Genomic DNA, 22,577 nt, shown 5'->3' with positions numbered 1-22,577 from the left:
CGGTTCAGCCTTCGACTTGATTCTGCGGCGTGCCGGCGGCCCAGGCCGCGATGTTCTGCAGGGTCGTCGTGGCAATCGCGTCCAGGGCTTCGCGAGTCAGGAAGGCCTGGTGCGCGGTGATGATCACGTTGGGAAAGGTCAGCAGCCGCGCCAGCACATCGTCCTGCAGCGGCAGGTCGGAGCGGTCCTCGAAGAACAACTGCGCCTCCTCTTCGTAGACATCCAGCCCCAAGTAACCCAACTGGCCGTCCTTCAACGCATCGATCAGCGCTGGCGTGTCCACCAGACCGCCACGCCCGGTGTTGATCAACATCGCGCCGGGCTGCAGGTGCGCCAGTGACTCGCGGTTGATCAAGTGTTTGCTCTGCGCATTGAGCGGGCAGTGCAGGCTGATGATCTGCGATTCGGCGAGCAGCTCGGGCAAGCTCACGTAACGAGCACCGAGGGCTTCGACCTGCGGGTTGGGGTAGGGGTCGTAGGCCAGCAACCGGCAGCCGAAACCGTTCATTATTTTCGCGAATGTGGCACCGATCTGCCCGGTGCCGACCACACCGACAGTCTTGCCCACCAAGTCGAAACCGGTCAGCCCGTGCAGGCTGAAATCCCCTTCGCGGGTGCGGTTGTAGGCGCGGTGCAGGCGCCGGTTGAGCGCCAGGATCAGCGCCACCGCGTGTTCGGCCACCGCGTGGGGCGAGTAGGCCGGAACCCGCACGATCGAAAGCCCCAGCAGCTTCGCAACAGCCAGGTCGACATGGTTGTAACCGGCCGAGCGCAGGGCGATCAAGCGTGTTCCGCCCGCGGCCAGGCGTTCCAGTACCGGGGCGCTCAAGTCATCATTGATGAAGGCGCAGACCACTTCGTGATACTCCGCCAACGCCACGGTATCGAGGCTCAGCCGCGCCGATTGAAAGTGCAACTCGATACCGGCGGGCAGCTCGGCGCCGAGAAAACTGTCGCGGTCGTAGGTCTGGCTGCTGAAAAGAATCGTGCGCATGCGGTCCTCCTGAAAAACTCGATCACGCTTATGTAGGAGCTGTGTAGGAGCTGTCGAGTGAAACGAGGCTGCGATCTTTTGACTTTGATCTTTTTAAAAGCAAGATCAAAAGATCGCAGCCTCGTTTCACTCGACAGCTCCTACACGCTCCTACAGGGGCCTGAGTTTAGCGGGTATGGTTTCGGCGCCATTGCGCTGCATCAAGCGTTGATCCGGGCGTGGGCCGCCAGGCGATTGATTGCGCGGTCGAGTTCTTCCAGCGCCCCGGGGGCTTTCGGGTCTTGTTGCTTGAGCAGGGTTTCGCTGCGCTGGCAGGCGGCGCGCAGTTGCGGGACGCCGCAATAACGGGTCGCGCCGTGCAGGCGGTGGACGCGCTCGATCAACGCGTTGTGGTCATTGGTTTCCCGGGCCATGCGAATCGCTTCGCGGTCGGCTTCCAGGGAGGCCAGCAACATCGCCAGCATGTCGGCTGCCAGATCGGCCTTGCCGGCGGCCAGGCGCAAGCCTTCGTCGTGGTCGAGCACCTGCAGTTCATGGGCGCCGCCATGGCTGTCGCTGGAACGCTCCGGCCCGTGATTGCGCAACGCCAGGCCGGTCCATTTCAACACTACCTGGGCCAGTTGCCGCTCGCTGATCGGTTTGGTCAGGTAGTCATCCATACCGCTCTGCAGCAGCGCGCGTTTTTCGTTGGCCATGGCGTGGGCGGTGAGGGCGACGATCGGCAGCGGCGTGCAATGCCGCTCGCTTTCCCACTGACGAATCGTCTCGGTGGTTTGACGCCCGTCCATGCCGGGCATTTGCACGTCCATCAATACCAGGTCAAAGGTTTCGCTTTGCACCGCTTTGACCGCCGCGTAACCGCTTTCCACCGCGAGTACCTTGGCGCCCATGTCTTCAAGCAGGGTTTGCACCAGCAACAGATTGGCCGGGTTGTCGTCGACGCACAGCACCTTCGGCGCACGGCTGGAAACCGGTTCGCCGGGTTCGCTGCGCTGCTGGCGCGGGTTGACCAGATCGGACAACGCCCGACGCAACTTGCGCGTGCACGCCGGTTTGGCCTGAAGCTGACTGTGCGGGTTGGGCACCGAGAGGTGGAACAGCGTCTGCTCGGTGGTCGGGCACAGCACCAGCACTTTGCAGCCCAGGTGTTCGAGGTCCCAGATGTGTTGGTTGAGGCGCTCCGGCGGCATGTCGTTGCTGGTGATGCCGAGCACCGCCAGGTCGATCGCCTGATCGGTCTGATGCGCGCCAGTCACGCCATTGGCCAGGCTTTCCAGGGTATTGAACGGCGTCACGACCAGACCGCAATCTTCCAGCTGATGCTGCAAGGCCTGACGCGCCAGTTCATGATTTTCCAGCACCGCCACGCGGCGCCCGAGCAGCGGTGGGCCGGGCAGGTCTTCGGCATCGTCGCGGGTCTTGGGCAGACTGAGGCTGATCCAGAACTCCGAGCCTTCGCCCGGTGTACTGTCGACGCCGATTTCGCCGCCCATCTGTTCGATCAGGCGCTTGGAAATCACCAGACCGAGGCCGGTGCCACCGGGCTGGCGGGACAGCGAGTTGTCGGCCTGGCTGAACGCCTGGAACAGGGCGCGCACGTCCTGGTTCGACAGGCCGATGCCGGTGTCCTGAATGCTGATGCGCAGTTGCACGCTGTCTTCGTGTTCTTCTTCGAGCATGGCCCGGGCGACGATGGTGCCTTCGCGGGTGAACTTGATCGCATTGCTCACAAGGTTGGTGAGGATCTGCTTGAGTCGCAGCGGATCGCCCACCAGCGACAACGGCGTGTCGCGATACACCAGGCTCACCAGCTCAAGCTGTTTGGCATGGGCGGCCGGGGCGAGGATGGTCAGGGTGTCTTGCAGCAGGTCGCGCAGGTTGAACGGAATATTGTCGAGCACCAGTTTGCCGGCCTCGATTTTCGAGAAGTCGAGGATCTCGTTGATGATCCCCAGCAGGCTGTCGGCGGATTTTTCGATGGTGCCCAGATAGTCGAGCTGGCGCGGGGTCAGCTCGCTTTTTTGCAGCAGGTGCGTGAAGCCGAGAATACCGTTGAGCGGCGTGCGGATTTCATGGCTCATGTTGGCCAGGAATTCGGATTTGATCCGGCTCGCCTCCAGGGCTTCCTTGCGCGCCAGGTCCAGTTCGATGTTCTGGATCTCGATGGTTTCCAGGTTCTGGCGCACGTCTTCGGTGGCCTGGTCGACGCTGTTCTGCAATTCTTCCTGAGCGTTTTGCAACGTGCCGGCCATGCGATTGATGCCGGACGCGAGCTCATCCAGTTCCTGACTGCCAAGGGGTGGCAGGCGGGTTTCCAGATGACCGTCCTTGAGTTGCGCCACCGCCAGTTTGATCTGGCTGATCGGCCGGTTGATGGTCCTGCCCATGCGCAAGGCGAGCAGCGCCGCACCGGCCAGGCCCGCGCCGATCAGCAGCAGGCTGGCGAACAGGCTGCGGTAACCGCGCAGCAGCATGCCGCTGTGGGACAGTTCGAGCTCGACCCAACCCAGCAGGCGCTCGGCTTCATCCGGAATCAAATCGCCCGCGAGGTTGCGGTGCTTGCCGAATACCGGCAGCAGATAACGCGTCGCATCGTTGCCACTGCGGCGCAGCATCTGCGAGCCATTGCCCATCGGCGCGGGGTTGAGCATGGTCGGGCCGGCGTGGGCCACGGGCGTGCGGTCGGGGGCGAGGAAGGTGACGGCGCGCACGTCCGGCGTTTCCAGCGACTGAGTGGCGATGCGCTCCAGCAACTCATTGTCTTTGTGGCCCATGGCCGGGGCGACCAAGGGCGCGAGCTGTTCGGCGATCATCTCGCCGCGCTGCATCAATTGGGTTTGCAGGTCGGATTGCTGCGTCCAGGTGAAATAGCCGCCCAGGACCAGCGCCATCAGGGTGGTCGGCAACAGGGTCAGCAACAGCACGCGGCCTTTAATTCCCAGTTTCTTGAGCACGCATCTCTCCTGCATCCAGCTATTGATTGACCTGCGCGTACATCCGGCACGCGCCACCGGGCCAGTGTAGCGATTTGCAGGCAGGCAATCTTCGTAAAATTGATGTCGTCATTCGTCGGCTCGACCGGCGCTTTTGCGCCACGGGCAAACCTTGGGTTGCCCATCGGCAGGCAATCTTGAATAATCGACAACTGAGAATTATTTGCAGATACTCATGACTCCCATCTCTGTTGGCCATCCGCGCATCCTGTCCATTGAAGACGACCTCGTCCTCGGTGCTTATGTGCACGAGCATTTGGGCCGCTGCGGTTTTCAGGTGACCTGGTGCCAGAACGGGCAGGAAGGCCTGGACATCGCCCGCGAGCAGCCCTTCGACGTGGTGTTGATGGATATTTTGCTGCCGGGCCTGAACGGGTTGAACGTGCTGACGCAATTGCGCCAGAGCCATTCGACTCCGGTGGTGCTGATGTCGGCGCTGGGCGCCGAGGCGGATCGCATCAGCGGTTTTCGCCTGGGGGCCGATGATTACCTGCCCAAACCCTTCAGCATGGCCGAGTTGCGTGTGCGCATCGAAGCGATCCTGCGCCGGGTGGCGCTCGACCGTCGGCCGGAGCCGGCAGCGGTCGCGGCCCCGGTCGACAGCCTGCGTTTCGATGACGACCTCTGCGACGTTTCCTATGGTGAACACGCCGCAGGCCTGACCCGAAGCGAGTATCGATTGCTGGATACCCTGAATCGCAATGGCGATGAAGTGCTGAGCAAAGCCTTCCTTTATCAGCATGTGCTGCAACGCGGTTTCGCGGCCCATGACCGCAGCCTCGACATGCACATCAGCCAGATCCGCCGAAAACTCAAAGGCATCGGCTACACCGAGCGCGAAGTGCGCACGGTCTGGGGCAAGGGTTACGTATTGAGTGCGGCCGATGAAATGGTCTGACCTGCCGGGCCGGCACTCGCTGTTCTGGAAACTGGCGTGTCTGTTGGTCGCGTTCTGTCTGCTGATGATCTGGCTGAGCTGGTCCTGGGGCCGTTATATGGAGGAGCGCAACCAGTTCCTGTCCGATGAGGCCCGAGGCACGCTGACGGGTTATGCCGCCGAGGCCGAACAGGCCTGGCGTCAGGGCCAGCGCGCGGGCGTGGATCACTGGCTGCACACCATGCGACAGCGCGAAGCGGGTTGGGCCGGTGTCATTGGCGGCGATTTACAGTCGTTGAGCGGCCAGCCGCTGACAGACAAGGAGATCGAGCGCCTGACCTTTCTGCGCGGCCTGGATTGGCCCATTCACAAGAGACGCCTGCCGTGGCTGCGGGTGCCGTTTCCCGGAGATCCCACCGCCGGCAGCCTGGTCATCGAGCTGCCCCAGCGCTTCGTGCCCGGCCAATACCGGGTGTTCTGGCGCGTGATCACCAACGGCGTGATCCCCGGCCTGTTCACCCTTTTATTGTGCGTCGGTCTTTATAGATTGTTGGTCGTGCCGTTGAACCATTTACGCGAACAGGCCAATGCCTGGCGTGCCGACCAGTTGAACGTGCGTCTGTCGAGCCACACCACCAATCGTTCGGATGAACTCGGTGAGCTGGGCCGGGCGTTCGATCACATGGCCGAGCGACTGCAAAGCACCGTCGCCCTGCAGCAGCAATTGCTGCGCGATTTGTCCCATGAACTGCGTACACCGTTGAGTCGTCTGCGGGTCGCCAGCGAAAGCGAGCAAGGGCTGGCGCAATTGCGCGAGCGCATCGGGCGAGAAGTCGATGGCATGCAGCGCCTGGTGGAAGACACTTTGCAACTGGCCTGGCTCGACACCGAGCGCGCGCCGTTGCCCGACGAAGCGATTCAAGTCCAGGCACTGTGGGAAATGCTCACCGAAAACGCCTGCTACGAAAGCGGCTGGCCGGTGAGCCAGTTGCAGTGTGCGGTGGATTCATCGTGCTGGGTCCGGGGCAATCTCAACACGCTCGCGCAAGCGCTGGAAAACATTCTGCGCAATGCCATTCGTCATTCACCGAGCGGCGGCATTGTGCGTTTCGGCGGGCAACGTGACGGCGACTTCTGGCATTTGTGGCTGGAGGACGAGGGCGGCGGGGTGGCTGAAGGGGATCTTGAGCGGATCTTCTCCCCGTTCATTCGACTCGACGGCTCGCGGCCGGGAGATGGCGGGTTCGGGTTGGGATTGAGCATCGCGAGGAATGCGGTGAAGCGTCAGGGCGGGCATCTTTGGGCTGAGAATACCGGGCGTGGGTTGCGGCTGAATATTCGGTTGGTGGCTGAGATGGATGGCGTCAGTGACGACGCCTTCGCGAGCAAGCCCGCTCCCACAGTGGATCTTTGCCGACCACAAATCGTCTGATCAACCCCGCACCCTGTGGGAGCGAGCCTGCTCGCGATGAGGCCCTCCCAGCCACCACATTTCTGATCTTTGCCGGAGCGTTCGGGTATTGCTGTACGACATTTCCCAAAGGGTATCAGCGGCGCCTTGACGCCAACTTGACGGTTTAAGCTCTCGCTTTTCCTCGTCCTCAAGGAGTTGGGCATGAATGCACCCAATGTTGCCGGCAACACAGCAGATGTCCGTTTCGATGAGGTACTTGCGCTGATTCACAGTGCCAAACAGCAGGCTATACAGGCGGTGAATACCCAACTGATCGAGCTGTATTGGCAGGTCGGTGCTTACATCAGTCGCAAGCTGGAGCAGGCAGAGTGGGGTGACGCTGTGATCAGTCAACTTGCGGAGCATCTGGCTAATACTCAGCCAGGGTTGCGTGGCTTTACCCGCCCCAATCTGTTCCGCATGCGCCAGTTCTACGAAATTTACCGGGGCAACGAAAAAGTCTCACCGCTGGTGAGACAAATACCTTGGACTCACAATCTGGTCATCTTCAGCCAGAGCAAACTCCCAGAAGAGCGGGAGTTTTACTTGCGTATGACGGTTCAAGAAAAATGGTCGAAGCGCGAACTAGAGCGTCAATTCAAAGCCGCACTGTTCGAGCGCAGTATGACCCAACCGGCAAAAGTCTCAGCAGCGCTGAGACAAACTCACCCGGCGGCACTTGAGATATTCCGTGACGCCTACATGCTCGAGTTTCTCGACCTGCCCGGGGGGCATGCCGAAACGGATCTGCATAAAGGGTTGCTGGCGCGCCTCAAGGAATTTCTGATCGAGCTTGGCCGCGACTTCTGCTTCGTCGGCTCCCAATATCCACTGCAAGTTGGAGGGCGTGATTTTGCTCTGGACCTATTGTTCTTCCACCGTGGGCTCAACTGCCTGGTGGCCATTGAACTCAAGGTCGGGCGTTTCGAACCGGAGTATCTGGGCAAGCTCAACTTCTATCTGGAAGCGTTGGACCGCAATGAACGCAAATGCCACGAAAACCCGGCCATTGGTGTGCTGCTCTGTGCCAGCAAGGATGACGAAGTGGTCGAGTACGCCCTCAACCGCAGCCTGTCGCCAGCGTTGATTGCTGAATATCAGGTTCAGCTACCGGACAAACAGTTACTGCAAGCCAAGTTGCATGAGTTCTATGCATTGAATATTGCGCAGGGAGAACAGCCCTGAACATCCCCTTATTCCCATAAGCCATAAGCACCGCACTTTGCGTGATATGGCCTGCGAACGTTTGCCGGTATGATAGGCGCCCCCGCAGTCTGGATTGCGAATACGCCATGACCTTGCAGTACCCAACCATCGCCGATTGCGTCGGCAACACTCCGCTGGTCCGTTTGCAGCGCCTGCCTGGCGCCACCAGCAATACCCTTTTGCTCAAGCTCGAAGGGAATAACCCGGCGGGTTCGGTCAAGGACCGGCCGGCGCTGTCGATGATTACCCGCGCTGAATTGCGCGGGCAGATCCACGCCGGCGATACGCTGATCGAAGCGACCTCGGGTAACACCGGTATCGCGCTGGCCATGGCTGCCGCGATCAAGGGTTACAAGATGATCCTGATCATGCCGGACAACTCCAGCGCCGAACGTAAAGCCGCGATGACGGCCTATGGCGCCGAGCTGATTCTGGTCACTCAGGAAGAAGGCATGGAAGGCGCGCGCGACCTCGCTCAGCGAATGGAAGCCGAAGGCCGTGGCAAGGTGCTGGATCAGTTCGCCAACGGGGACAACCCGGAGGCGCACTACACCACCACCGGCCCGGAAATCTGGCGCCAGACCGAGGGCTCCATCACCCATTTCGTCAGTTCGATGGGCACCACCGGCACCATCATGGGCGTGTCGCGCTACTTGAAAGAGCAGAACGACAACGTGCAGATCATCGGCCTGCAACCGATGGAAGGTTCGGCGATTCCGGGCATCCGTCGCTGGCCGCAGGAATACCTGCCGAAGATCTACCAGGCCGATCGCGTGGACCGGATCGTCGACATGGCGCAAAGCGAAGCCGAAGACGTGACCCGTCGCCTGGCCCGCGAAGAAGGCATCTTCTGTGGCGTGTCCTCGGGCGGTGCCGTGGCAGCGATGCTGCGCCTGTCCAAAGAAGTTGAAAACGCGGTGATCGTCGCGATCATCTGCGACCGTGGCGACCGTTACTTGTCGACCGGCATTTTCGACGCGCCCAACTGATGGCCAAGCAAGAGAGAGGCCTGCGCTTCCAACCCACCGGTGGCAGCAAGGCCCCGCAAATTCCGACCGGCAAAAAGCAGCGCTTGAGCATCGAGCGCCTGGCCAATGACGGTCGCGGTATCGCGTTTTTCGAAGGTCGCACCTGGTTCGTTATCGGCGCATTGGCCGGTGAAGAAGTCGAGGCGCGTGTGTTGGGCGCCCACGGCAAAGTGGTCGAGGCGCGCACCGAACGGGTGTTCCAGGCCAGCGAATTGCGTCGTCCGGCACCGTGCCCACATGCCGGTCGCTGCGGCGGTTGCAGCGTGCAACATCTGCCGCACACCGAACAACTCGCCCTCAAGCAACGCATGCTCGCCGAGCAACTGTCCAAGGTCGCCGGTGTCGAACCCCAGGAATGGGCAGCGCCGTTGAGCGGTCCGGAATTCGGTTATCGCCGTCGCGCCCGAGTGGCGGTGCGTTGGGACATGAAAGCGAAGAAGCTCGAAGTCGGCTTCCGCGCGGCGGGCAGTCAGGACATCGTTGCCATCAACGAATGCACAGTGCTGGTCCAGCCGTTGCAGCCGATCATGACCCGCTTGCCGGAAATGCTTCGTCGCTTGAGCAAACCTCAGGCGCTGGGGCATGTGGAATTGTTCGCCGGATCGTCGTTGGCGGTATTGCTGCGGCACATGTCGCCGTTGTCCGACGCCGACCTGACGATCCTCAAGGATTTCTGCGCATTCCATGAAGCCCAGTTGTGGCTGCATGGAGACGGCGCCCCGCAACCGGTCGAGGCCGATCAGTCGCTGGGTTATCGCCTTGAGTCGTGGGACTTGAACCTGGCGTACCGGCCGGGGGATTTCATCCAGGTCAATGCCGGGGTCAACGAAGCGATGATTGCCCAGGCGCTGGACTGGTTGAAGCCGACGGCGCAGGAGCGGGTTCTCGATCTATTCTGTGGGTTGGGTAACTTTGCTTTGCCCCTGGCCAAAACCGTTCGCGAAGTGGTGGCGGTGGAAGGCGTGCAGGCAATGGTCGAGCGGGCCGCCGACAATGCAGCTAGCAATAATCTGCATAACGTGAAGTTTTTTCAGGCCGATTTATCCCAGCCTTTGACCGATGCCGAATGGGCGCGCGAAGGCTTTTGTGCGGTACTCTTGGACCCACCGCGAGACGGTGCTTTCGAGGTCGTGCGCAAGCTGGCGTCCCTGGGCGCCAAACGATTGGTGTACGTGTCGTGCAACCCGGCAACGCTGGCGCGCGATACGGCCGAATTGATCAAGCAGGGCTACCGGTTAAAACGTGCCGGGATTCTCGATATGTTTCCTCAGACGGCACATGTCGAGGCCATGGCGTTATTTGAAGCGAGCTAGGACGGCTCGTCTGGTCCGACTGGCCGCCCGTGCCGCTCTCGCATTAGCCCCGTGAGGGCCATCGGGCAATGAAGGTCAGCGAATTGACGCATTGAATCTGCGTCGTAGGGAAGGTAAGCAAGATGGTACAGGTGAGAGCACACCAGCCGATCAACACCGACGGCAGTATCAATCTCGAGGCTTGGCTCGATCATGCGGTCAGTGTCGATCTGGCACTGGATCGCGAAGCCTTGAAGGAAGCGTGCGAGTTCGCTCGCGTGTCTGAACAACAAGCCAATGCGGCGAAGAATCTATGGTCCGAAGGGACCTCGAGTTTCCGCACGGGCCTTGAGATCGCCGAGATTCTCGCCGACCTCAAACTGGATCAGGATTCGTTGGTCGCGGCGGTCTTGTACCGCGGCGTGCGCGAAGGTCAGATCGAACTGCCGGCGGTCAGCCAGCGCTTCGGTCCGGTGGTCGCCAAACTCATCGACGGCGTGTTGCGCATGGCGGCGATCAGCGCCAGCCTGAGCCCCCGTCAATCGTTGGTGCTGGGCACCCAGGGCCAGGTCGAGAACCTGCGCAAAATGCTGGTGGCCATGGTCGACGACGTTCGCGTCGCGCTGATCAAACTGGCTGAACGCACCTGCGCAATCCGTGCGGTGAAAACCGCCGACGACGAGAAGCGCAACCGCGTTGCCCGTGAAGTCTTCGACATCTATGCGCCGCTGGCTCACCGTCTCGGTATCGGTCATATCAAATGGGAACTGGAGGATTTGTCCTTCCGTTACCTCGAGCCCGATCAGTACAAGCAAATCGCCAAGTTGCTCCACGAGCGACGGCTGGATCGCGAACGCTTTATCGCCGACGTGATGACCCAACTCAAAGACGAGTTGCAGGCCACCGGAGTCGATGCCGACATCAGCGGCCGGGCCAAACACATCTATTCGATCTGGCGCAAAATGCAGCGCAAGGGTCTGGAATTCAGCCAGATCTACGACGTGCGCGCCGTTCGCGTGCTGGTGCCGGAAATGCGCGACTGCTACACCGCGCTCGGCATCGTCCACACCTTGTGGCGGCACATCCCGAAAGAATTCGACGACTACATCGCCAACCCGAAAGAGAACGGCTACCGCTCGCTGCATACTGCGGTGATCGGCCCCGAGGGCAAGGTGCTGGAAGTGCAGATCCGCACCCATGCCATGCACGAAGAAGCCGAACTCGGCGTTTGCGCGCACTGGAAGTACAAGGGCACCGACGTCAAATCCGGTTCCAATCACTACGAAGAGAAAATCTCCTGGCTGCGTCAGGTCCTCGAGTGGCATGAAGAGCTGGGCGATATCGGCGGTCTGGCTGAACAATTGCGGGTCGATATCGAGCCGGACCGGGTCTACATCTTCACCCCGGACGGCCACGCCATCGACTTGCCCAAAGGCGCGACGCCGCTGGACTTCGCCTACCGCGTGCACACCGAAATCGGTCACAACTGCCGTGGCGCGAAGATCAACGGGCGGATCGTACCGCTCAACTACAGCCTGCAAACCGGTGAGCAAGTCGAGATCATCACCAGCAAGCACGGCACTCCGAGCCGCGACTGGCTGAACCCGAACCTGGGTTACATCACGACCTCGCGGGCGCGGGCAAAGATCGTCCACTGGTTCAAATTGCAGGCCCGCGATCAGAACGTCGCGGCCGGTAAAACCTTGCTCGAACGCGAACTCAGTCGCCTTGGCTTGCCGGCGGTGGACTTCGACAAGCTGGCCGACAAGGCCAACATGAAGACCGCCGAGGACATGTACGCCGCGTTGGGCGCCGGCGATTTGCGCCTGGCGCAACTGGTGAACTTGGCGCAACAACTAGTCGAACCGGAACGCGGCAACGAGCAACTGGAACTGATCCCGCGCAAAGCCACCGGCTACAAACCGGGCAAGCGCGGCGACATTCAGATCCAGGGCGTCGGCAACCTGATGACGCAAATGGCCGGTTGCTGCCAGCCGTTGCCGGGCGATGCCATCGTCGGCTACATCACCCAGGGCCGTGGCGTGAGCATTCACCGTCAGGACTGCGCCTCGGTGCTGCAACTGGGCGGGCGCGAGCCAGAGCGGATCATCCAGGTCAGCTGGGGCCCGGTGCCGGTGCTCACCTACCCGGTGGACATCATCATCCGCGCCTACGACCGTTCCGGTCTGCTGCGTGACGTCTCGCAAGTGCTGCTCAATGAGCGGATCAACGTGCTGGCGGTCAACACCCGCTCGAACAAAGAGGACAACACCGCACTGATGTCCCTGACCATCGAGATTCCGGGGCTGGATGCACTGGGGCGGTTGCTGGGGCGGATTTCCCAGCTGCCGAACATCATCGAAACCCGGCGTAACCGAACCCCGTGATGGCATGGCAACCGATACCTGTAGGAGCGAGGCTTGCCCGCGAAGACGTCATACCTGACACACCGCCTTCGCGGGCAAGCCTCGCTCCTACAAGTGCAATGTGTAGAGATTGATTGATGTATTCACTTGAAGATTTACTGCACCTGATGAGTCGTCTGCGTGATCCGCAGTTCGGCTGCCCGTGGGACATCAAGCAAACCTACGCCACCATCGTCCCGCACACCCTTGAGGAAGCCTACGAAGTCGCCGATGCCATCGAGCGCGGTGACTTCGATCACTTGCAGGGTGAGCTGGGCGATTTGCTGTTCCAGGTGGTTTATTACAGCCAGCTGGCCCGGGAAGAAGGGCGCTTCGAATTTGCCGGCGTGATCGACAGCATCACCCGCAAGCTGATCCGTCGTCATCCTCACGTGTTTCCCACCGGCGATCTGTACGCGCCGCTGGATGTGCCGCGTCTGAGTGAAGAACAGGTCAAGCAACGCTGGGAAGAGATCAAGGCTGAAGAGCGCGCCGAGAAATCTGCCGCACCCGAACAACTGTCCTTGCTCGATGACGTGCCCGCCACGCTGCCGGCATTGTCCCGTTCAGCGAAGCTGCAGAAGCGCGCAGGGCAGGTCGGTTTCGACTGGCCGGACGCCTTGCCGGTGCTGGACAAGGTCCGCGAGGAACTCGATGAAGTGCTTGAAGCCATGGCCGACAACGACTCGGCAGCGATTGCCGATGAAGTGGGTGATCTGTTGTTTTCCGTGGTCAATCTGGCGCGTCATTTGAAGGTCGATCCGGAAACCGCACTGCGTGGCGCCAACAGCAAGTTCGAAAGACGCTTCCGTTTTATCGAACAGGCATTGCGCGACACCCACCGTCCCATGGAAGATTGCACCCTCGAAGAGTTGGACGCCTTGTGGGGCGAAGCCAAACGTCAGGAAAAGAATTTGCCCAGCTGCGGTTGAGCAGTGGCCTAAGTGAGAAATAAGCACCATGAGCATTTCCCTTCGCGACCAGTTGCTCAAAGCAGGGCTGGTCAACCAAAAGCAGGCCAAACAGGTCGGCAAAGAGAAGCAGAAGCAGCAACGCCTGGCCCACAAAGGCCAGATCGAACTTGATGACTCGCAACAGCGTGCAGCCCAGGAAGCCATGGCCGAGAAGGTCAAGCGCGACCAGGAGCTGAACCGTCAGCAACAGGAGAAAGTCGAGGCCAAGGCCCGCGCGGCGCAGATCAAGCAATTGATCGAAGTCTCGCGCCTGCCGAAGCTGACCACCGAGGACTACTACAACTTCGTTGACGACAAGAAGGTCAAGCGCATCTCCGTCAACACGCTGATGCGCAACCAGTTGAGCAACGGCTTCCTGGCGATCGTGCACCATGCCGGCGGTTACGAAGTGATCCCCCGTGAGGCGGCCCTGAAGATCCAGGAACGCGATCCGCAGCGGATCGTGCAGCTGAACGTCAAGAAGGAAGAAGTCGCGGCCGAGGACGATCCGTACGCGGCCTACCAGATCCCTGATGATCTGATGTGGTAAGCCTTTAAAGACTGCAACAACGACAAACCCCGCTCATGGCGGGGTTTGTCGTTTTCAATGCTGTAGTTGCTTATGCGGATCGGAGCGCTCGTTGCTGCTCCTGCTTTTCCAGTTCGGCCTTGTAGCTGTGGGCGTCGGTCTCGGAGTGAAACATCCCCACCAGCATGTCTTGTTGATGGACATCCCAGATGCGGATACCGGCGGCTACACCTTCATGGGATTTATGTGAATCGTCGCGTTCAGTTACTTTTACAGTCATCTGCTAGCTCCAATCTCTGTTATCTGCAGCAAGGCGTGTGCAGGCCTCTGTTATATGTTTGGTTAGCCTGCTAAGTAAACGACTGAGTTCGGAAACGAATTTTTGCGAAATCGGCAAAAGTCCTGCAGCCCGCCAAACACGCGGCATTCGGTCGCAGGGCGTTGAGTTTCATGACAAAAGCTTCATGTTCGCCGTGAATATATCGCGGGTAGAACACGCTACCTGTAGGAGCCAGGCTTGCCGGCGAAGGCGTTCTTGAATGCGCCTTCGCCGGCAAGCCTGGCTCCTACAAAAAGCATTGCAGTGAACATTTTCAGGCACAAAAAAACGCCCCGAACCAGTCGGGGCGTTTTTGTGTGCAGCGAAACGGCGGGGTATTACTTACCCTGCCAGCGCTTCAGTACCAGAGTGGCGTTGGTGCCACCGAAGCCGAAGCTGTTGCTCATCACGGTGTTGATGGTGGCGTCTTCGCGAGTCTTGGTCAGGATCGGCATGTCAGCCACTTCCGGGTCCAGTTCGTCGATGTTGGCGGAACCCGCCATGAAGTTGCCTTCCATCATCAGCATGCAGTAGATCGCTTCATGAACGCCGGCGGCGCCCAGGGAGTGACCCGACAGGCTCTTGGTGGAGCTGATGGCTGGAGCCTTGTCGCCGAACACTTCACGCACACCTTTCATTTCCGCGACGTCGCCGACCGGAGTCGAGGTGCCGTGGGTGTTCAGGTAGTCGATCGGTGCGTCAACGGTGGACATGGCCATCTGCATGCAGCGGATGGCGCCTTCGCCGCTTGGGGCGACCATGTCGTAGCCGTCGGAGGTCGCGCCGTAGCCAACGATTTCCGCGTAGATCTTCGCGCCGCGAGCCAGAGCGTGTTCCAGCTCTTCGACCACGACCATGCCGCCACCGCCGGCGATGACGAAACCGTCACGCTTGGCGTCGTAGGCACGGGAAGCTTTTTCCGGGGTTTCGTTGTACTGGCTGGACAGTGCGCCCATGGCGTCGAACAGGAACGACTGGCTCCAATGCTCTTCTTCACCGCCGCCGGCGAACACGATGTCCTGCTTGCCCATCTGGATCTGTTCCATGGCGGTACCGATGCAGTGAGCACTGGTGGCGCAGGCAGACGCGATGGAGTAGTTCAGGCCCTTGATCTTGAACGGCGTGGCCAGGCAAGCGGAAACGGTGCTGCTCATGGTCCGCGTTACGCGGTATGGGCCAACGCGCTTCACGCCTTTCTCGCGCAGGATGTCCAGCGCTTCCATCTGGTTCAGCGTAGAGGCGCCACCGGAACCGGCGATCAGGCCGGTACGCGGGTTGGAGACTTGCTCATCGGTCAGGCCGGAGTCTGCGATGGCGTCTTTCATGGCCAGGTAGGCGTACGCCGCCGCGTGGCCGACGAAGCGATAGATCTTGCGATCGATCAGCTCTTCGAGGGGAAGGTCAATGGAGCCGGAAACCTGGCTACGCAGACCCATTTCGGCATATTCCGGGTTGAACCGGATGCCAGGGCGGCTTGCACGCAGGTTAGCGGAGACGGTCTCTTTGTCATTGCCCAGGCACGATACGATGCCCAGACCAGTGATAACGACGCGGCGCATGCGGATAACCCTTAGAAGTTGTCAGTGGAGGTGAAAACGCCGACCCGAAGGCCTTCGGCGGTGTAGATCTCGCGGCCGTCGACACTGACCGAACCATCGGCAATGGCCAGGTTCAGCTTGCCTTTCAACACGCGCTTGATCTGAATGTTATAGGTGACTTTCTTGGCGGTCGGCAGGACCTGGCCGAAGAATTTCACTTCGCCCGAACCCAGCGCACGGCCGCGGCCCGGCAGACCTTGCCAGCCAAGGAAGAAGCCGACCAGTTGCCACATGGCGTCGAGGCCCAGGCAGCCTGGCATCACCGGATCACCTTCGAAGTGGCAGGCGAAAAACCACAGGTCCGGAGTGATATCCAGCTCGGCGACCAATTCACCTTTGCCGTACTTGCCACCCTCGGCACTGATATGGGTGATGCGATCCACCATCAGCATGTTCGGGGCGGGCAGTTGTGCGTTACCCGGGCCGAACAGCTCACCGCGACTGCAGCGCAGCAGGTCTTCCCGAGTAAAGGCGTTTTGTTGGGTCATGCGAGCTCCTCAATAGTCCCATGCGGCAGGGTGGGGCAAATCTTCCCGGCCGACCGAGGCGTTCATGCCTCGAGTCAGCAGCCTACTCATAGACTATTGCGTTGTGGTGAAAGTCACAGCACCAAGGACATGAATGTACACTTGTGCACTGAAATTATTATTCAAGCCCCTTTTCGGGCCTGTTCGGGTGCCTAAGACTGCCGCACTTTCGCCTTTCACGCCAGTCGCAGATGGTCGAAAGGCCTGCACTACTGCACCCAGCGCTGCAGAATTTGCTGCAGATCAGTGCGTTTGAACGGCTTGGCCAGATAATCGTTCATTCCGGCGGATAAACACGCTTCACGGTCGCCCTGCAACGCATTGGCGGTCAGGGCGATGATCGGCAAGTCCGCGCAACCGGGCAACCGGCGGATCTGGCGGGTGGCTTCGTAGCCGTCGATGATCGGCAGTCGGCAATCCATCAGAATCGCTTCGAAAATCAGGCTCTCGGCACTTCGCACCGCCTGCGCGCCATCGGTCGCAACGCTGACAGTAAAGCCCAGGCTGCGCAACATTGCTTCAATGACGGTCTGGTTGACCGGGTTGTCCTCCACCAGCAACACATTGCGCCCTTCGCCATGGCCTTCGCCAGCCTGTGTCCGTGGCTTCAATTCCGGCAGCGACTGCTTATAGAGGGCCAAAGGAATTTCCAGGGTGAACACCGAGCCCAGGCCTTCTTCGCTCTGCGCGCGCAAAGTGCCACCCATCCGCTCGGCCAGGGTGCGCGCAATCGGCAACCCCAACCCGGTGCCGCCGTAACGCCTTGAAATAGAACTGTCAGCCTGCTGGAACGCATTGAACATCAATTCCAGGCTTTCGGCCGAGATGCCGATCCCGCTGTCACGCACGGTGCAGGTGAACCACAGCAGTTCGTGATCCAGTGACTGCCACTGCGGTTCGATGCTGACACGGCCTTGCTCGGTGAATTTCAGTGCATTGCCGACGAGGTTGACCAGAATCTGCCGGATCCGCGTCGGGTCGCCCTGAACCTGCAACGCGCGCATGTCCTCGGGAATCGCCAGGGCCAGATCCAGCCCGCGTTGCGCCGCGCTGTGCTGGAACGACTGGGCGCAGCTGCTGATCAGGTCCGCGAGGTTGAACGGAATGTGTTCAAGCTCCAGTTCCGATCGCTCGATGCGCGAAAAGTCGAGAATGTCGTTGATGACTTTGAGCAGGTGTTCGGTGGACTCCGAAGCGAGCGCCGCATACTCGATCTGCTCCTCGGTCATGTCAGTGGTTTCCAGCAGTTGCAGCATGCCCAGCACGCCATTCATCGGCGTGCGCAATTCGTGGCTCATCATCGCCAGGAAGTCGGATTTGGCGTTATTGGCCTTTTCCGCTTCTTCGCGGGTCTGGATCAATTGCGCCATGGCCTGATGCTGTTCACGGCTGGCCTGTTCAAGGCCCTGGGCGAGGTTGTTGATGTGTTGCGACAGGGCGCCCAACTCGGTGTCGTCGACAATCGGCAGCGGCGTCTTGTAGTCGCCGTCCTGTATCGCTTTCACCGCGTGGCCGATGTCGCGGATCGGCTGCGACAGACTGCCGGCCAGACGCCGCGCCACCAGAAAGGTAAACAGCAGCGCGAACAACGCGAGAATCCCGGCCTTGAACAGGATTTCCTGCTGGCGCTGGCTGAAAGCGTCATTGGACAAACCGACGATCACCCGGCCCAGATAGTCCTCGGGCGGGGCCGTGTTGGCGGTTTTGCTGCCCTGGAAAAAATCATTGTTCAGGGCGATCCGTTGCAGCCGCACCGGTGCCTGGAACACTTCGACCTGGTGCGAGCGGGTATGGGTTTCCGACGGTTGCTCGACGTACACCAGAATCCGGTTGGCACTGTCCTGGACTTCCAGGAAACGCACATTGGGCGTGGCCAGCGTGGCCTTGAGCAAACTTTCGAGCACCTCGTTGTTGCCCGAGATCACCCCGTATTCCGTGGCGGGCGCCAGTTGGTTGGCGATCAGCTGGCCGGTGTGGTTCAGCTCCTGGCGCAGGTCCTGGATCCGCACGAAGGTGAAGAAACTGATCAACAGCAACGTCAGCAACAGGGCGGGACCGAGACTGATGATCTGCGTGCGGGTATTGATGTCCCATCCGCGACGGAAGGTCATGGGCGGCTTTCTCCTTCGGCCAACTGTGTTGCGACAGATGCATCATTCATCTGTTCAATACCTAATGAACGAGCCACTTGCGGGTTACTCAAGACTTTGAAGTGCTGTGGGTAGAGCATCCGTGGCCAACTCGCGGTGGGGCGGTCGAGCAATTCGTCGAGTACCGCCAGCCAATCACTCTGATCGCTGTAGGTGCTGGCGAGGCTGCCGGCCTTGACGAAGGCTGCGTTGGGACCGACCAGCGCCAGTTGCCGCGCATAGCTGCTCAGCAACAGGTTCTTCGCGGTTTTCGGGTTGTACAAATCGGGATCGTCCAGGCCCAGCAGCACGTCGCTGTTTTTCAGCAACGTCTGCAAGGGGCGGCTGTCGTTGGTGTTGTCCCAGCGCTCCGTGACCACTTCAAGGCCCAGGGGCCGGGCGGCCTGATGCAGTTCTTCCAGAAGGAATTCGCTGTGACTGTCAAACAGCACGCCAACCCGACGGGCCTGGGGCAGGATCAATTGGGTCAGGCGCAATTGCCGATCCAGTGGCGGGTCGCTCCAGAGCAAACTCAGGTGCGACGGCAGGCTCGTGCCAAAGCGTTGCCGGGCTTGCAGGCGGCTGATGCGCAGCACCAATGTCGCCGGGCCTTGGGCCTCTTGCAGGCGCCAGTCGAGGCTCGGCAAATCCAGCAGAATCAAACGGGTGTCGGCCGCTAGCTTGCCGGGTGCCGGCAGGCTCGCCAGTGGCTGGAAGCGCACGTTATCCATGGGGCGCAGTTCGCTCAGCGCCTGCGCAAAGGATTGCACGCCGGGGCTGTCTTCGGCGCCGGTCAGCAGAATGTCGGCAGCGTGTGTCGGCAGGCTGGCAAGCAGGCTGCTAAACACCAGGCACAACCCTGCCAGCAGGCGGCCAAGGGTTGGCGACTTCCGTGACAGGCGATTCAGCATTTAAAACGTCAGCTCCGCGCTGAAGTAGAGCACCCGACGCTCGTCGTAATTGTTGTCGACGAAAGTGGTGGGTTGATCGTCGAGGCGTTGCTGGAGCACGCCGGCCAGTTCCAGGCTGGCCTTGCCCAGGCCGATACGTTTGGCGATGCGCGTGTCGACGCGTTCGAAGCGGTAGCCGTTGAGGGCGTCGTCACCGTAATAGAAGAGGGCGCTGTTCCAGCCGTGGCCCCAATTGCGCAGCCAACCGGCGGAGCCGCTGTTGCGCGCCGTCAGTAGCTCATCCTGAGGATTGCTCGCCTCGGCATCGACGTAGGCGTAGGTCAGGCGCAGCCGGTCGGCACTGCTCAGGCGCCAGTCCAGCTGGGTTTCCGTGCCCTTGAAACGCGAGCTGTTGGAGTTGCTGGCGATGTACTGATTGTTGCGCAGCGGCTCGCTGATCATGCCGCTGATTTCGTCGTAGAACAGTTTCACATCGACCGTCAGCCCAAGCTCCGCGAAGTAGCCGTTGTAGCCCAGTTCGCGCGAGTGCATGCGTTCTTGTTCGAGGTCGCCGGGGCCGCGGGTCTTGACGAAATACCGGGCGCTGGTCTGGCCATAGGCACTGGGTCTCAGGTTGGTGACCTGGTAACTCCAGTTGACGTTGTTCTCGAACATGTCCGGTGAGCGGATCGCTTCCGAGTACACCGCGCGTAGGCCGTGGCGCGGGTTGATCAAGTAATTGACCGCCACGCGCGGGGTCAGCGAGTTGCCGGTCAATTGCGTGTCTTCGAACATGGCTCCGCCCTGCAGCAACCAGTGCTCGGTGGCGCGCCACTCGAGTTGGCCGAATGCCCGCCAGGTGGTGTCGTCGAGCGTGCCATTGAAGTAGGTCTCGGAATCTGCCCGGTCGTAACGATAGTTCATGCCGCTGACCAGTCGCAGACTGTCGGACAGGCTGAGGGTGTCCTGCAGTTCGAGGTCGTAACGCGACTCACGGGCGCTCTGGTCGATGTCGCCACAGAGGGTTTGTCGGGCGCCGTTGCGCCATTGCGCCAGCACTTGATTGCCCAGCGCTCGTTCAGTCGCCGTGCCCGCTGGTGCGCCAGGGCCGGTAAAGCGTTCCATGTTGCGCGCCAGGCGTTCGGTGTAGTTCGGGTTGAGCTGCCAGAGTTCGGTCAGTTCGGGGCTGAACGAAACCTCGGCATCGCAGGCACGCCAGGTCTGCTGACGGTCCCAGTGCTGGGCCGAACCCTGGATATAAAGGCTGTGATCAGGATTGATGTCCAGGTTCCAGCGCAACGAACCGGCGTAGTCCTTGGCGATGACGTCGGAATTGTTCCCGGCAGCGGTAATCCCGGAGAACACCGGGCGGTAGGTATAAGGCCGCTGGTTGGTGCCGTCCTTGGCGTTCAACTGCCAGTCGATGCTCTGGTTTTCACTCAGCGTCTGACTGACGGCGAGGTTAAAGCGGTTCAAGCGTCGGCTGTCGCGGTAATCGGCACCGAATCGGTTGGTGTCGAAGCCGTCATCTTCCTGGCCGGACAACGACAGACGCAGGTCGCCGCCGTCCCAACCCGTGCCCTGGCTGGCATAAAAATCGTTGATGCCGCGCTGGCCACGGGTGACCTTCATCCGCGTGCCGTGGCTGTCGGCCGGGTTGCGGGTGATGATGTTGACCACCGCCATCAGCGCATTGGCGCCGTAGCTGACGGTGTTGGGGCCGCGGAAAACCTCGATGCGCTCGATGTCTTCCATGGCCACCGGAATATCACTCCAGTCCACCGTGGCCAGGCCGGCGCGGTACACCGAGCGGCCATCGATCAGCACCTGCATGCGCCGCGCTTCCGTAGCGTTGGTGCCGTGGTAGTTCACGGCCGCCTGGTTGCCGCTGATATTGCCGACCATCATGCCCGGCACCAGCCGCAGCAATTCGCTGATGTCTCGTGCGCCACTGGCGTTGATCAGTTCGCTGTCGATCACCGTCATGCTCCCTGGGACGGCGGCCGGCGACTGCTTCAGGCGGGTGGCCGTGAGCACTTGCGGCAGCGGTTCGTTGTCGAGGAACAAGTCGTCGGCCAGCAATGGCGAGCTGAAAAGCAGTGCCAGAACCAGCGGCGAGCGAGGTGAAGGAGAGCCAAACGACACGAAACATCCTTGATAGCGATTAGTTGGCGCGCATGTTAACCGAGCTGATCGACTTTTCCATTCACGATGCCGGCATTTTCCTAGGATTTATTGGTCTTCTTCCTACAAGTGCCGGTAATTGATACGGGGGCTGGCCGCCACTGGGACGCTCCGTATAATGCCGACATCGCCACTGGTATGGATTAACGGATTGCATATGACTGAACAGCGCCCAATTGCGGTCCTGGGAGGCGGAAGTTTTGGTACCGCCGTGGCTAATCTGTTGGCCGAGAACGGCCATCAGGTCCGGCAGTGGATGCGAGACCCCGAACAGGCCGAGTCCATTCGGGTCAATCGCGAGAACCCGCGTTACCTTAAAGGCATCAAGATTCTTCCGGCGGTAGAGCCGGTGACCGACTTGCAAGCGACCCTGGACGCCTGCGACCTGTGCTTTGTCGCGCTGCCGTCCAGCGCGCTGCGCTCGGTACTGGTTCCGCACGCCGACCGTTTGAGCGGCAAATTGCTGGTCAGCCTGACCAAAGGCATCGAAGCCCACACCTTCAAGCTGATGAGCGAAATCCTCGAGGAAATCGCCCCGCAAGCGCGCATCGGCGTGCTGTCCGGGCCGAACCTGGCCCGTGAAATCGCCGAACACGCGCTGACCGCCACCGTGGTCGCCAGCGAAGACGAAGAGCTCTGCCAACGGGTTCAGGAAGCGCTGCACGGTCGCACCTTCCGGGTGTACGCCAGCGCCGACCGCTTCGGCGTGGAGTTGGGCGGGGCACTGAAAAATGTGTACGCGATCATCGCCGGCATGGCGGTGGCGCTGGGCATGGGCGAAAACACCAAGAGCATGCTGATTACCCGCGCATTGGCGGAAATGACCCGCTTCGCGGTGAATCAGGGCGCCAACCCGATGACCTTCCTGGGGCTGGCGGGCGTGGGCGACTTGATCGTCACGTGTTCGTCGCCGAAAAGCCGTAACTACCAGGTCGGGTTTGCCCTCGGCCAGGGGTTGAGCCTTGAAGATGCCGTCACCCGTCTGGGCGAAGTTGCCGAAGGTGTGAACACGCTGAAGGTGCTCAAGGCCAAGGCTCAGGAAGTGGGCGTCTATATGCCGCTGGTCGCCGGGTTGCACGCGATCCTGTTCGAAGGGCGCACGCTCAATCAAGTGATTGAACTGTTGATGCGCGGCGAACCCAAAACCGATGTGGACTTCATTTCTACCAGCGGTTTCAACTGATCACGCTTTCCAGGGAG

Annotated in this window: 17 protein-coding genes; 9 read left to right on the top strand and 8 right to left on the bottom strand. The window is 60.7% G+C overall.

What is annotated here, in order from left to right; translation table 11 throughout:
- Positions 1–4: 4 nt before the first annotated feature.
- Together ACA049_RS22880 and ACA049_RS22875 are read right to left on the bottom strand one after the other, a co-directional pair.
- Entirely contained in the window at positions 5–994 is a 990-nt protein-coding gene (locus ACA049_RS22880) for a 2-hydroxyacid dehydrogenase (protein ID WP_497330057.1), read from the bottom strand.
- A 200-nt stretch (positions 995–1,194) separates the two neighbouring features.
- The gene (locus tag ACA049_RS22875) at positions 1,195–3,948 is read right to left on the bottom strand and encodes a response regulator (protein WP_497330055.1); all 2,754 of its coding nucleotides are present in this window, start codon (positions 3,946–3,948) and stop codon (positions 1,195–1,197) included.
- 214 nt (positions 3,949–4,162) lie between these two features.
- Between ACA049_RS22875 and ACA049_RS22870 the strand changes: the two genes are divergently transcribed.
- The 8 genes from ACA049_RS22870 to ACA049_RS22835 all read left to right on the top strand — a co-directional run bounded on the left by ACA049_RS22870 (position 4,163) and on the right by ACA049_RS22835 (position 13,751).
- Positions 4,163–4,885: a response regulator transcription factor gene (locus ACA049_RS22870; RefSeq protein WP_497330053.1), complete on the top strand. Its 723-nt coding sequence runs from the start codon at positions 4,163–4,165 to the stop codon at positions 4,883–4,885.
- Positions 4,872–6,296 carry a sensor histidine kinase gene (locus ACA049_RS22865; protein WP_497330051.1) on the top strand — a complete coding sequence of 475 codons (1,425 nt, stop codon included), beginning with the start codon at positions 4,872–4,874 and terminating at the stop codon, positions 6,294–6,296. Before ACA049_RS22870 ends, ACA049_RS22865 begins: the two co-directional genes overlap by 14 nt.
- Positions 6,297–6,479: 183 nt before the next feature.
- Positions 6,480–7,502 carry a PDDEXK nuclease domain-containing protein gene (locus ACA049_RS22860; RefSeq protein ID WP_497330049.1) on the top strand — a complete coding sequence of 341 codons (1,023 nt, stop codon included), beginning with the start codon at positions 6,480–6,482 and terminating at the stop codon, positions 7,500–7,502.
- Between the two features lie 107 nt (positions 7,503–7,609).
- Positions 7,610–8,512 (top strand): cysteine synthase CysM, encoded by a 903-nt coding sequence (gene cysM / locus ACA049_RS22855; protein ID WP_497330047.1) that lies wholly within the window; start codon positions 7,610–7,612, stop codon positions 8,510–8,512.
- Positions 8,512–9,864 carry a 23S rRNA (uracil(1939)-C(5))-methyltransferase RlmD gene (gene rlmD, locus ACA049_RS22850; protein ID WP_497330045.1) on the top strand — a complete coding sequence of 451 codons (1,353 nt, stop codon included), beginning with the start codon at positions 8,512–8,514 and terminating at the stop codon, positions 9,862–9,864. Before cysM ends, rlmD begins: the two co-directional genes overlap by 1 nt.
- 122 nt (positions 9,865–9,986) lie before the next feature.
- Positions 9,987–12,230 carry a GTP diphosphokinase gene (gene relA / locus ACA049_RS22845; protein ID WP_497330043.1) on the top strand — a complete coding sequence of 748 codons (2,244 nt, stop codon included), beginning with the start codon at positions 9,987–9,989 and terminating at the stop codon, positions 12,228–12,230.
- A gap of 116 nt (positions 12,231–12,346) precedes the next feature.
- Positions 12,347–13,180, top strand: a complete 834-nt coding sequence (mazG, locus tag ACA049_RS22840) for a nucleoside triphosphate pyrophosphohydrolase (protein WP_497330041.1) — start codon at positions 12,347–12,349, stop codon at positions 13,178–13,180.
- Between the two features lie 28 nt (positions 13,181–13,208).
- Entirely contained in the window at positions 13,209–13,751 is a 543-nt protein-coding gene (locus ACA049_RS22835) for a DUF2058 domain-containing protein (protein WP_497330039.1), read from the top strand.
- Positions 13,752–13,821: 70 nt separating this feature from the next.
- Here the strand turns inward: ACA049_RS22835 and ACA049_RS22830 are convergent, their stop codons facing one another.
- The 6 genes from ACA049_RS22830 to ACA049_RS22805 all read right to left on the bottom strand — a co-directional run bounded on the left by ACA049_RS22830 (position 13,822) and on the right by ACA049_RS22805 (position 21,338).
- The gene (locus ACA049_RS22830; RefSeq protein ID WP_497330037.1) at positions 13,822–14,010 is read right to left on the bottom strand and encodes a hypothetical protein; all 189 of its coding nucleotides are present in this window, start codon (positions 14,008–14,010) and stop codon (positions 13,822–13,824) included.
- A 377-nt stretch (positions 14,011–14,387) separates the two neighbouring features.
- Entirely contained in the window at positions 14,388–15,608 is a 1,221-nt protein-coding gene (fabB, locus tag ACA049_RS22825) for a beta-ketoacyl-ACP synthase I (RefSeq protein WP_461955223.1), read from the bottom strand.
- Between the two features lie 11 nt (positions 15,609–15,619).
- The gene (gene fabA / locus ACA049_RS22820) at positions 15,620–16,135 is read right to left on the bottom strand and encodes a 3-hydroxyacyl-[acyl-carrier-protein] dehydratase FabA (RefSeq protein WP_008148022.1); all 516 of its coding nucleotides are present in this window, start codon (positions 16,133–16,135) and stop codon (positions 15,620–15,622) included.
- A gap of 248 nt (positions 16,136–16,383) precedes the next feature.
- Positions 16,384–18,285, bottom strand: coding sequence for an ATP-binding protein (locus ACA049_RS22815; RefSeq protein WP_497330035.1), 1,902 nt, complete (start codon positions 18,283–18,285; stop codon positions 16,384–16,386).
- Entirely contained in the window at positions 18,282–19,214 is a 933-nt protein-coding gene (locus ACA049_RS22810; protein ID WP_497330033.1) for an ABC transporter substrate-binding protein, read from the bottom strand. Before ACA049_RS22810 ends, ACA049_RS22815 begins: the two co-directional genes overlap by 4 nt.
- Positions 19,215–21,338 carry a TonB-dependent receptor plug domain-containing protein gene (locus tag ACA049_RS22805; RefSeq protein ID WP_497330031.1) on the bottom strand — a complete coding sequence of 708 codons (2,124 nt, stop codon included), beginning with the start codon at positions 21,336–21,338 and terminating at the stop codon, positions 19,215–19,217. It lies immediately after the preceding gene.
- Between the two features lie 196 nt (positions 21,339–21,534).
- Between ACA049_RS22805 and ACA049_RS22800 the strand changes: the two genes are divergently transcribed.
- A complete protein-coding gene (locus ACA049_RS22800) occupies positions 21,535–22,560 on the top strand; it encodes an NAD(P)H-dependent glycerol-3-phosphate dehydrogenase (RefSeq protein WP_497330029.1) in 1,026 nt (341 codons plus the stop codon).
- Positions 22,561–22,577: the final 17 nt, after the last annotated feature.

It is taken from the genome of Pseudomonas sp. LBUM1662, from assembly GCF_059695915.1.
Note: the sequence above shows the minus strand (reverse complement) of the source record. Positions and strands in the feature narration are given on the sequence as shown.

What these genes read in the sequence shown, in the direction of transcription:
- ACA049_RS22880 (WP_497330057.1), bottom strand. Translation starts at nt 994, where the DNA reads ATGCGCACGATTCTTTTCAGCAGCCAGACCTACGACCGCGACAGTTTT.
- ACA049_RS22870 (WP_497330053.1), top strand. Translation starts at nt 4,163, where the DNA reads ATGACTCCCATCTCTGTTGGCCATCCGCGCATCCTGTCCATTGAAGAC.
- ACA049_RS22865 (WP_497330051.1), top strand. Translation starts at nt 4,872, where the DNA reads ATGAAATGGTCTGACCTGCCGGGCCGGCACTCGCTGTTCTGGAAACTG.
- ACA049_RS22860 (WP_497330049.1), top strand. Translation starts at nt 6,480, where the DNA reads ATGAATGCACCCAATGTTGCCGGCAACACAGCAGATGTCCGTTTCGAT.
- cysM (WP_497330047.1), top strand. Translation starts at nt 7,610, where the DNA reads ATGACCTTGCAGTACCCAACCATCGCCGATTGCGTCGGCAACACTCCG.
- rlmD (WP_497330045.1), top strand. Translation starts at nt 8,512, where the DNA reads ATGGCCAAGCAAGAGAGAGGCCTGCGCTTCCAACCCACCGGTGGCAGC.
- relA (WP_497330043.1), top strand. Translation starts at nt 9,987, where the DNA reads ATGGTACAGGTGAGAGCACACCAGCCGATCAACACCGACGGCAGTATC.
- mazG (WP_497330041.1), top strand. Translation starts at nt 12,347, where the DNA reads ATGTATTCACTTGAAGATTTACTGCACCTGATGAGTCGTCTGCGTGAT.
- ACA049_RS22835 (WP_497330039.1), top strand. Translation starts at nt 13,209, where the DNA reads ATGAGCATTTCCCTTCGCGACCAGTTGCTCAAAGCAGGGCTGGTCAAC.
- ACA049_RS22830 (WP_497330037.1), bottom strand. Translation starts at nt 14,010, where the DNA reads ATGACTGTAAAAGTAACTGAACGCGACGATTCACATAAATCCCATGAA.
- fabB (WP_461955223.1), bottom strand. Translation starts at nt 15,608, where the DNA reads ATGCGCCGCGTCGTTATCACTGGTCTGGGCATCGTATCGTGCCTGGGC.
- fabA (WP_008148022.1), bottom strand. Translation starts at nt 16,135, where the DNA reads ATGACCCAACAAAACGCCTTTACTCGGGAAGACCTGCTGCGCTGCAGT.
- ACA049_RS22815 (WP_497330035.1), bottom strand. Translation starts at nt 18,285, where the DNA reads ATGACCTTCCGTCGCGGATGGGACATCAATACCCGCACGCAGATCATC.
- ACA049_RS22810 (WP_497330033.1), bottom strand. Translation starts at nt 19,214, where the DNA reads ATGCTGAATCGCCTGTCACGGAAGTCGCCAACCCTTGGCCGCCTGCTG.
- ACA049_RS22800 (WP_497330029.1), top strand. Translation starts at nt 21,535, where the DNA reads ATGACTGAACAGCGCCCAATTGCGGTCCTGGGAGGCGGAAGTTTTGGT.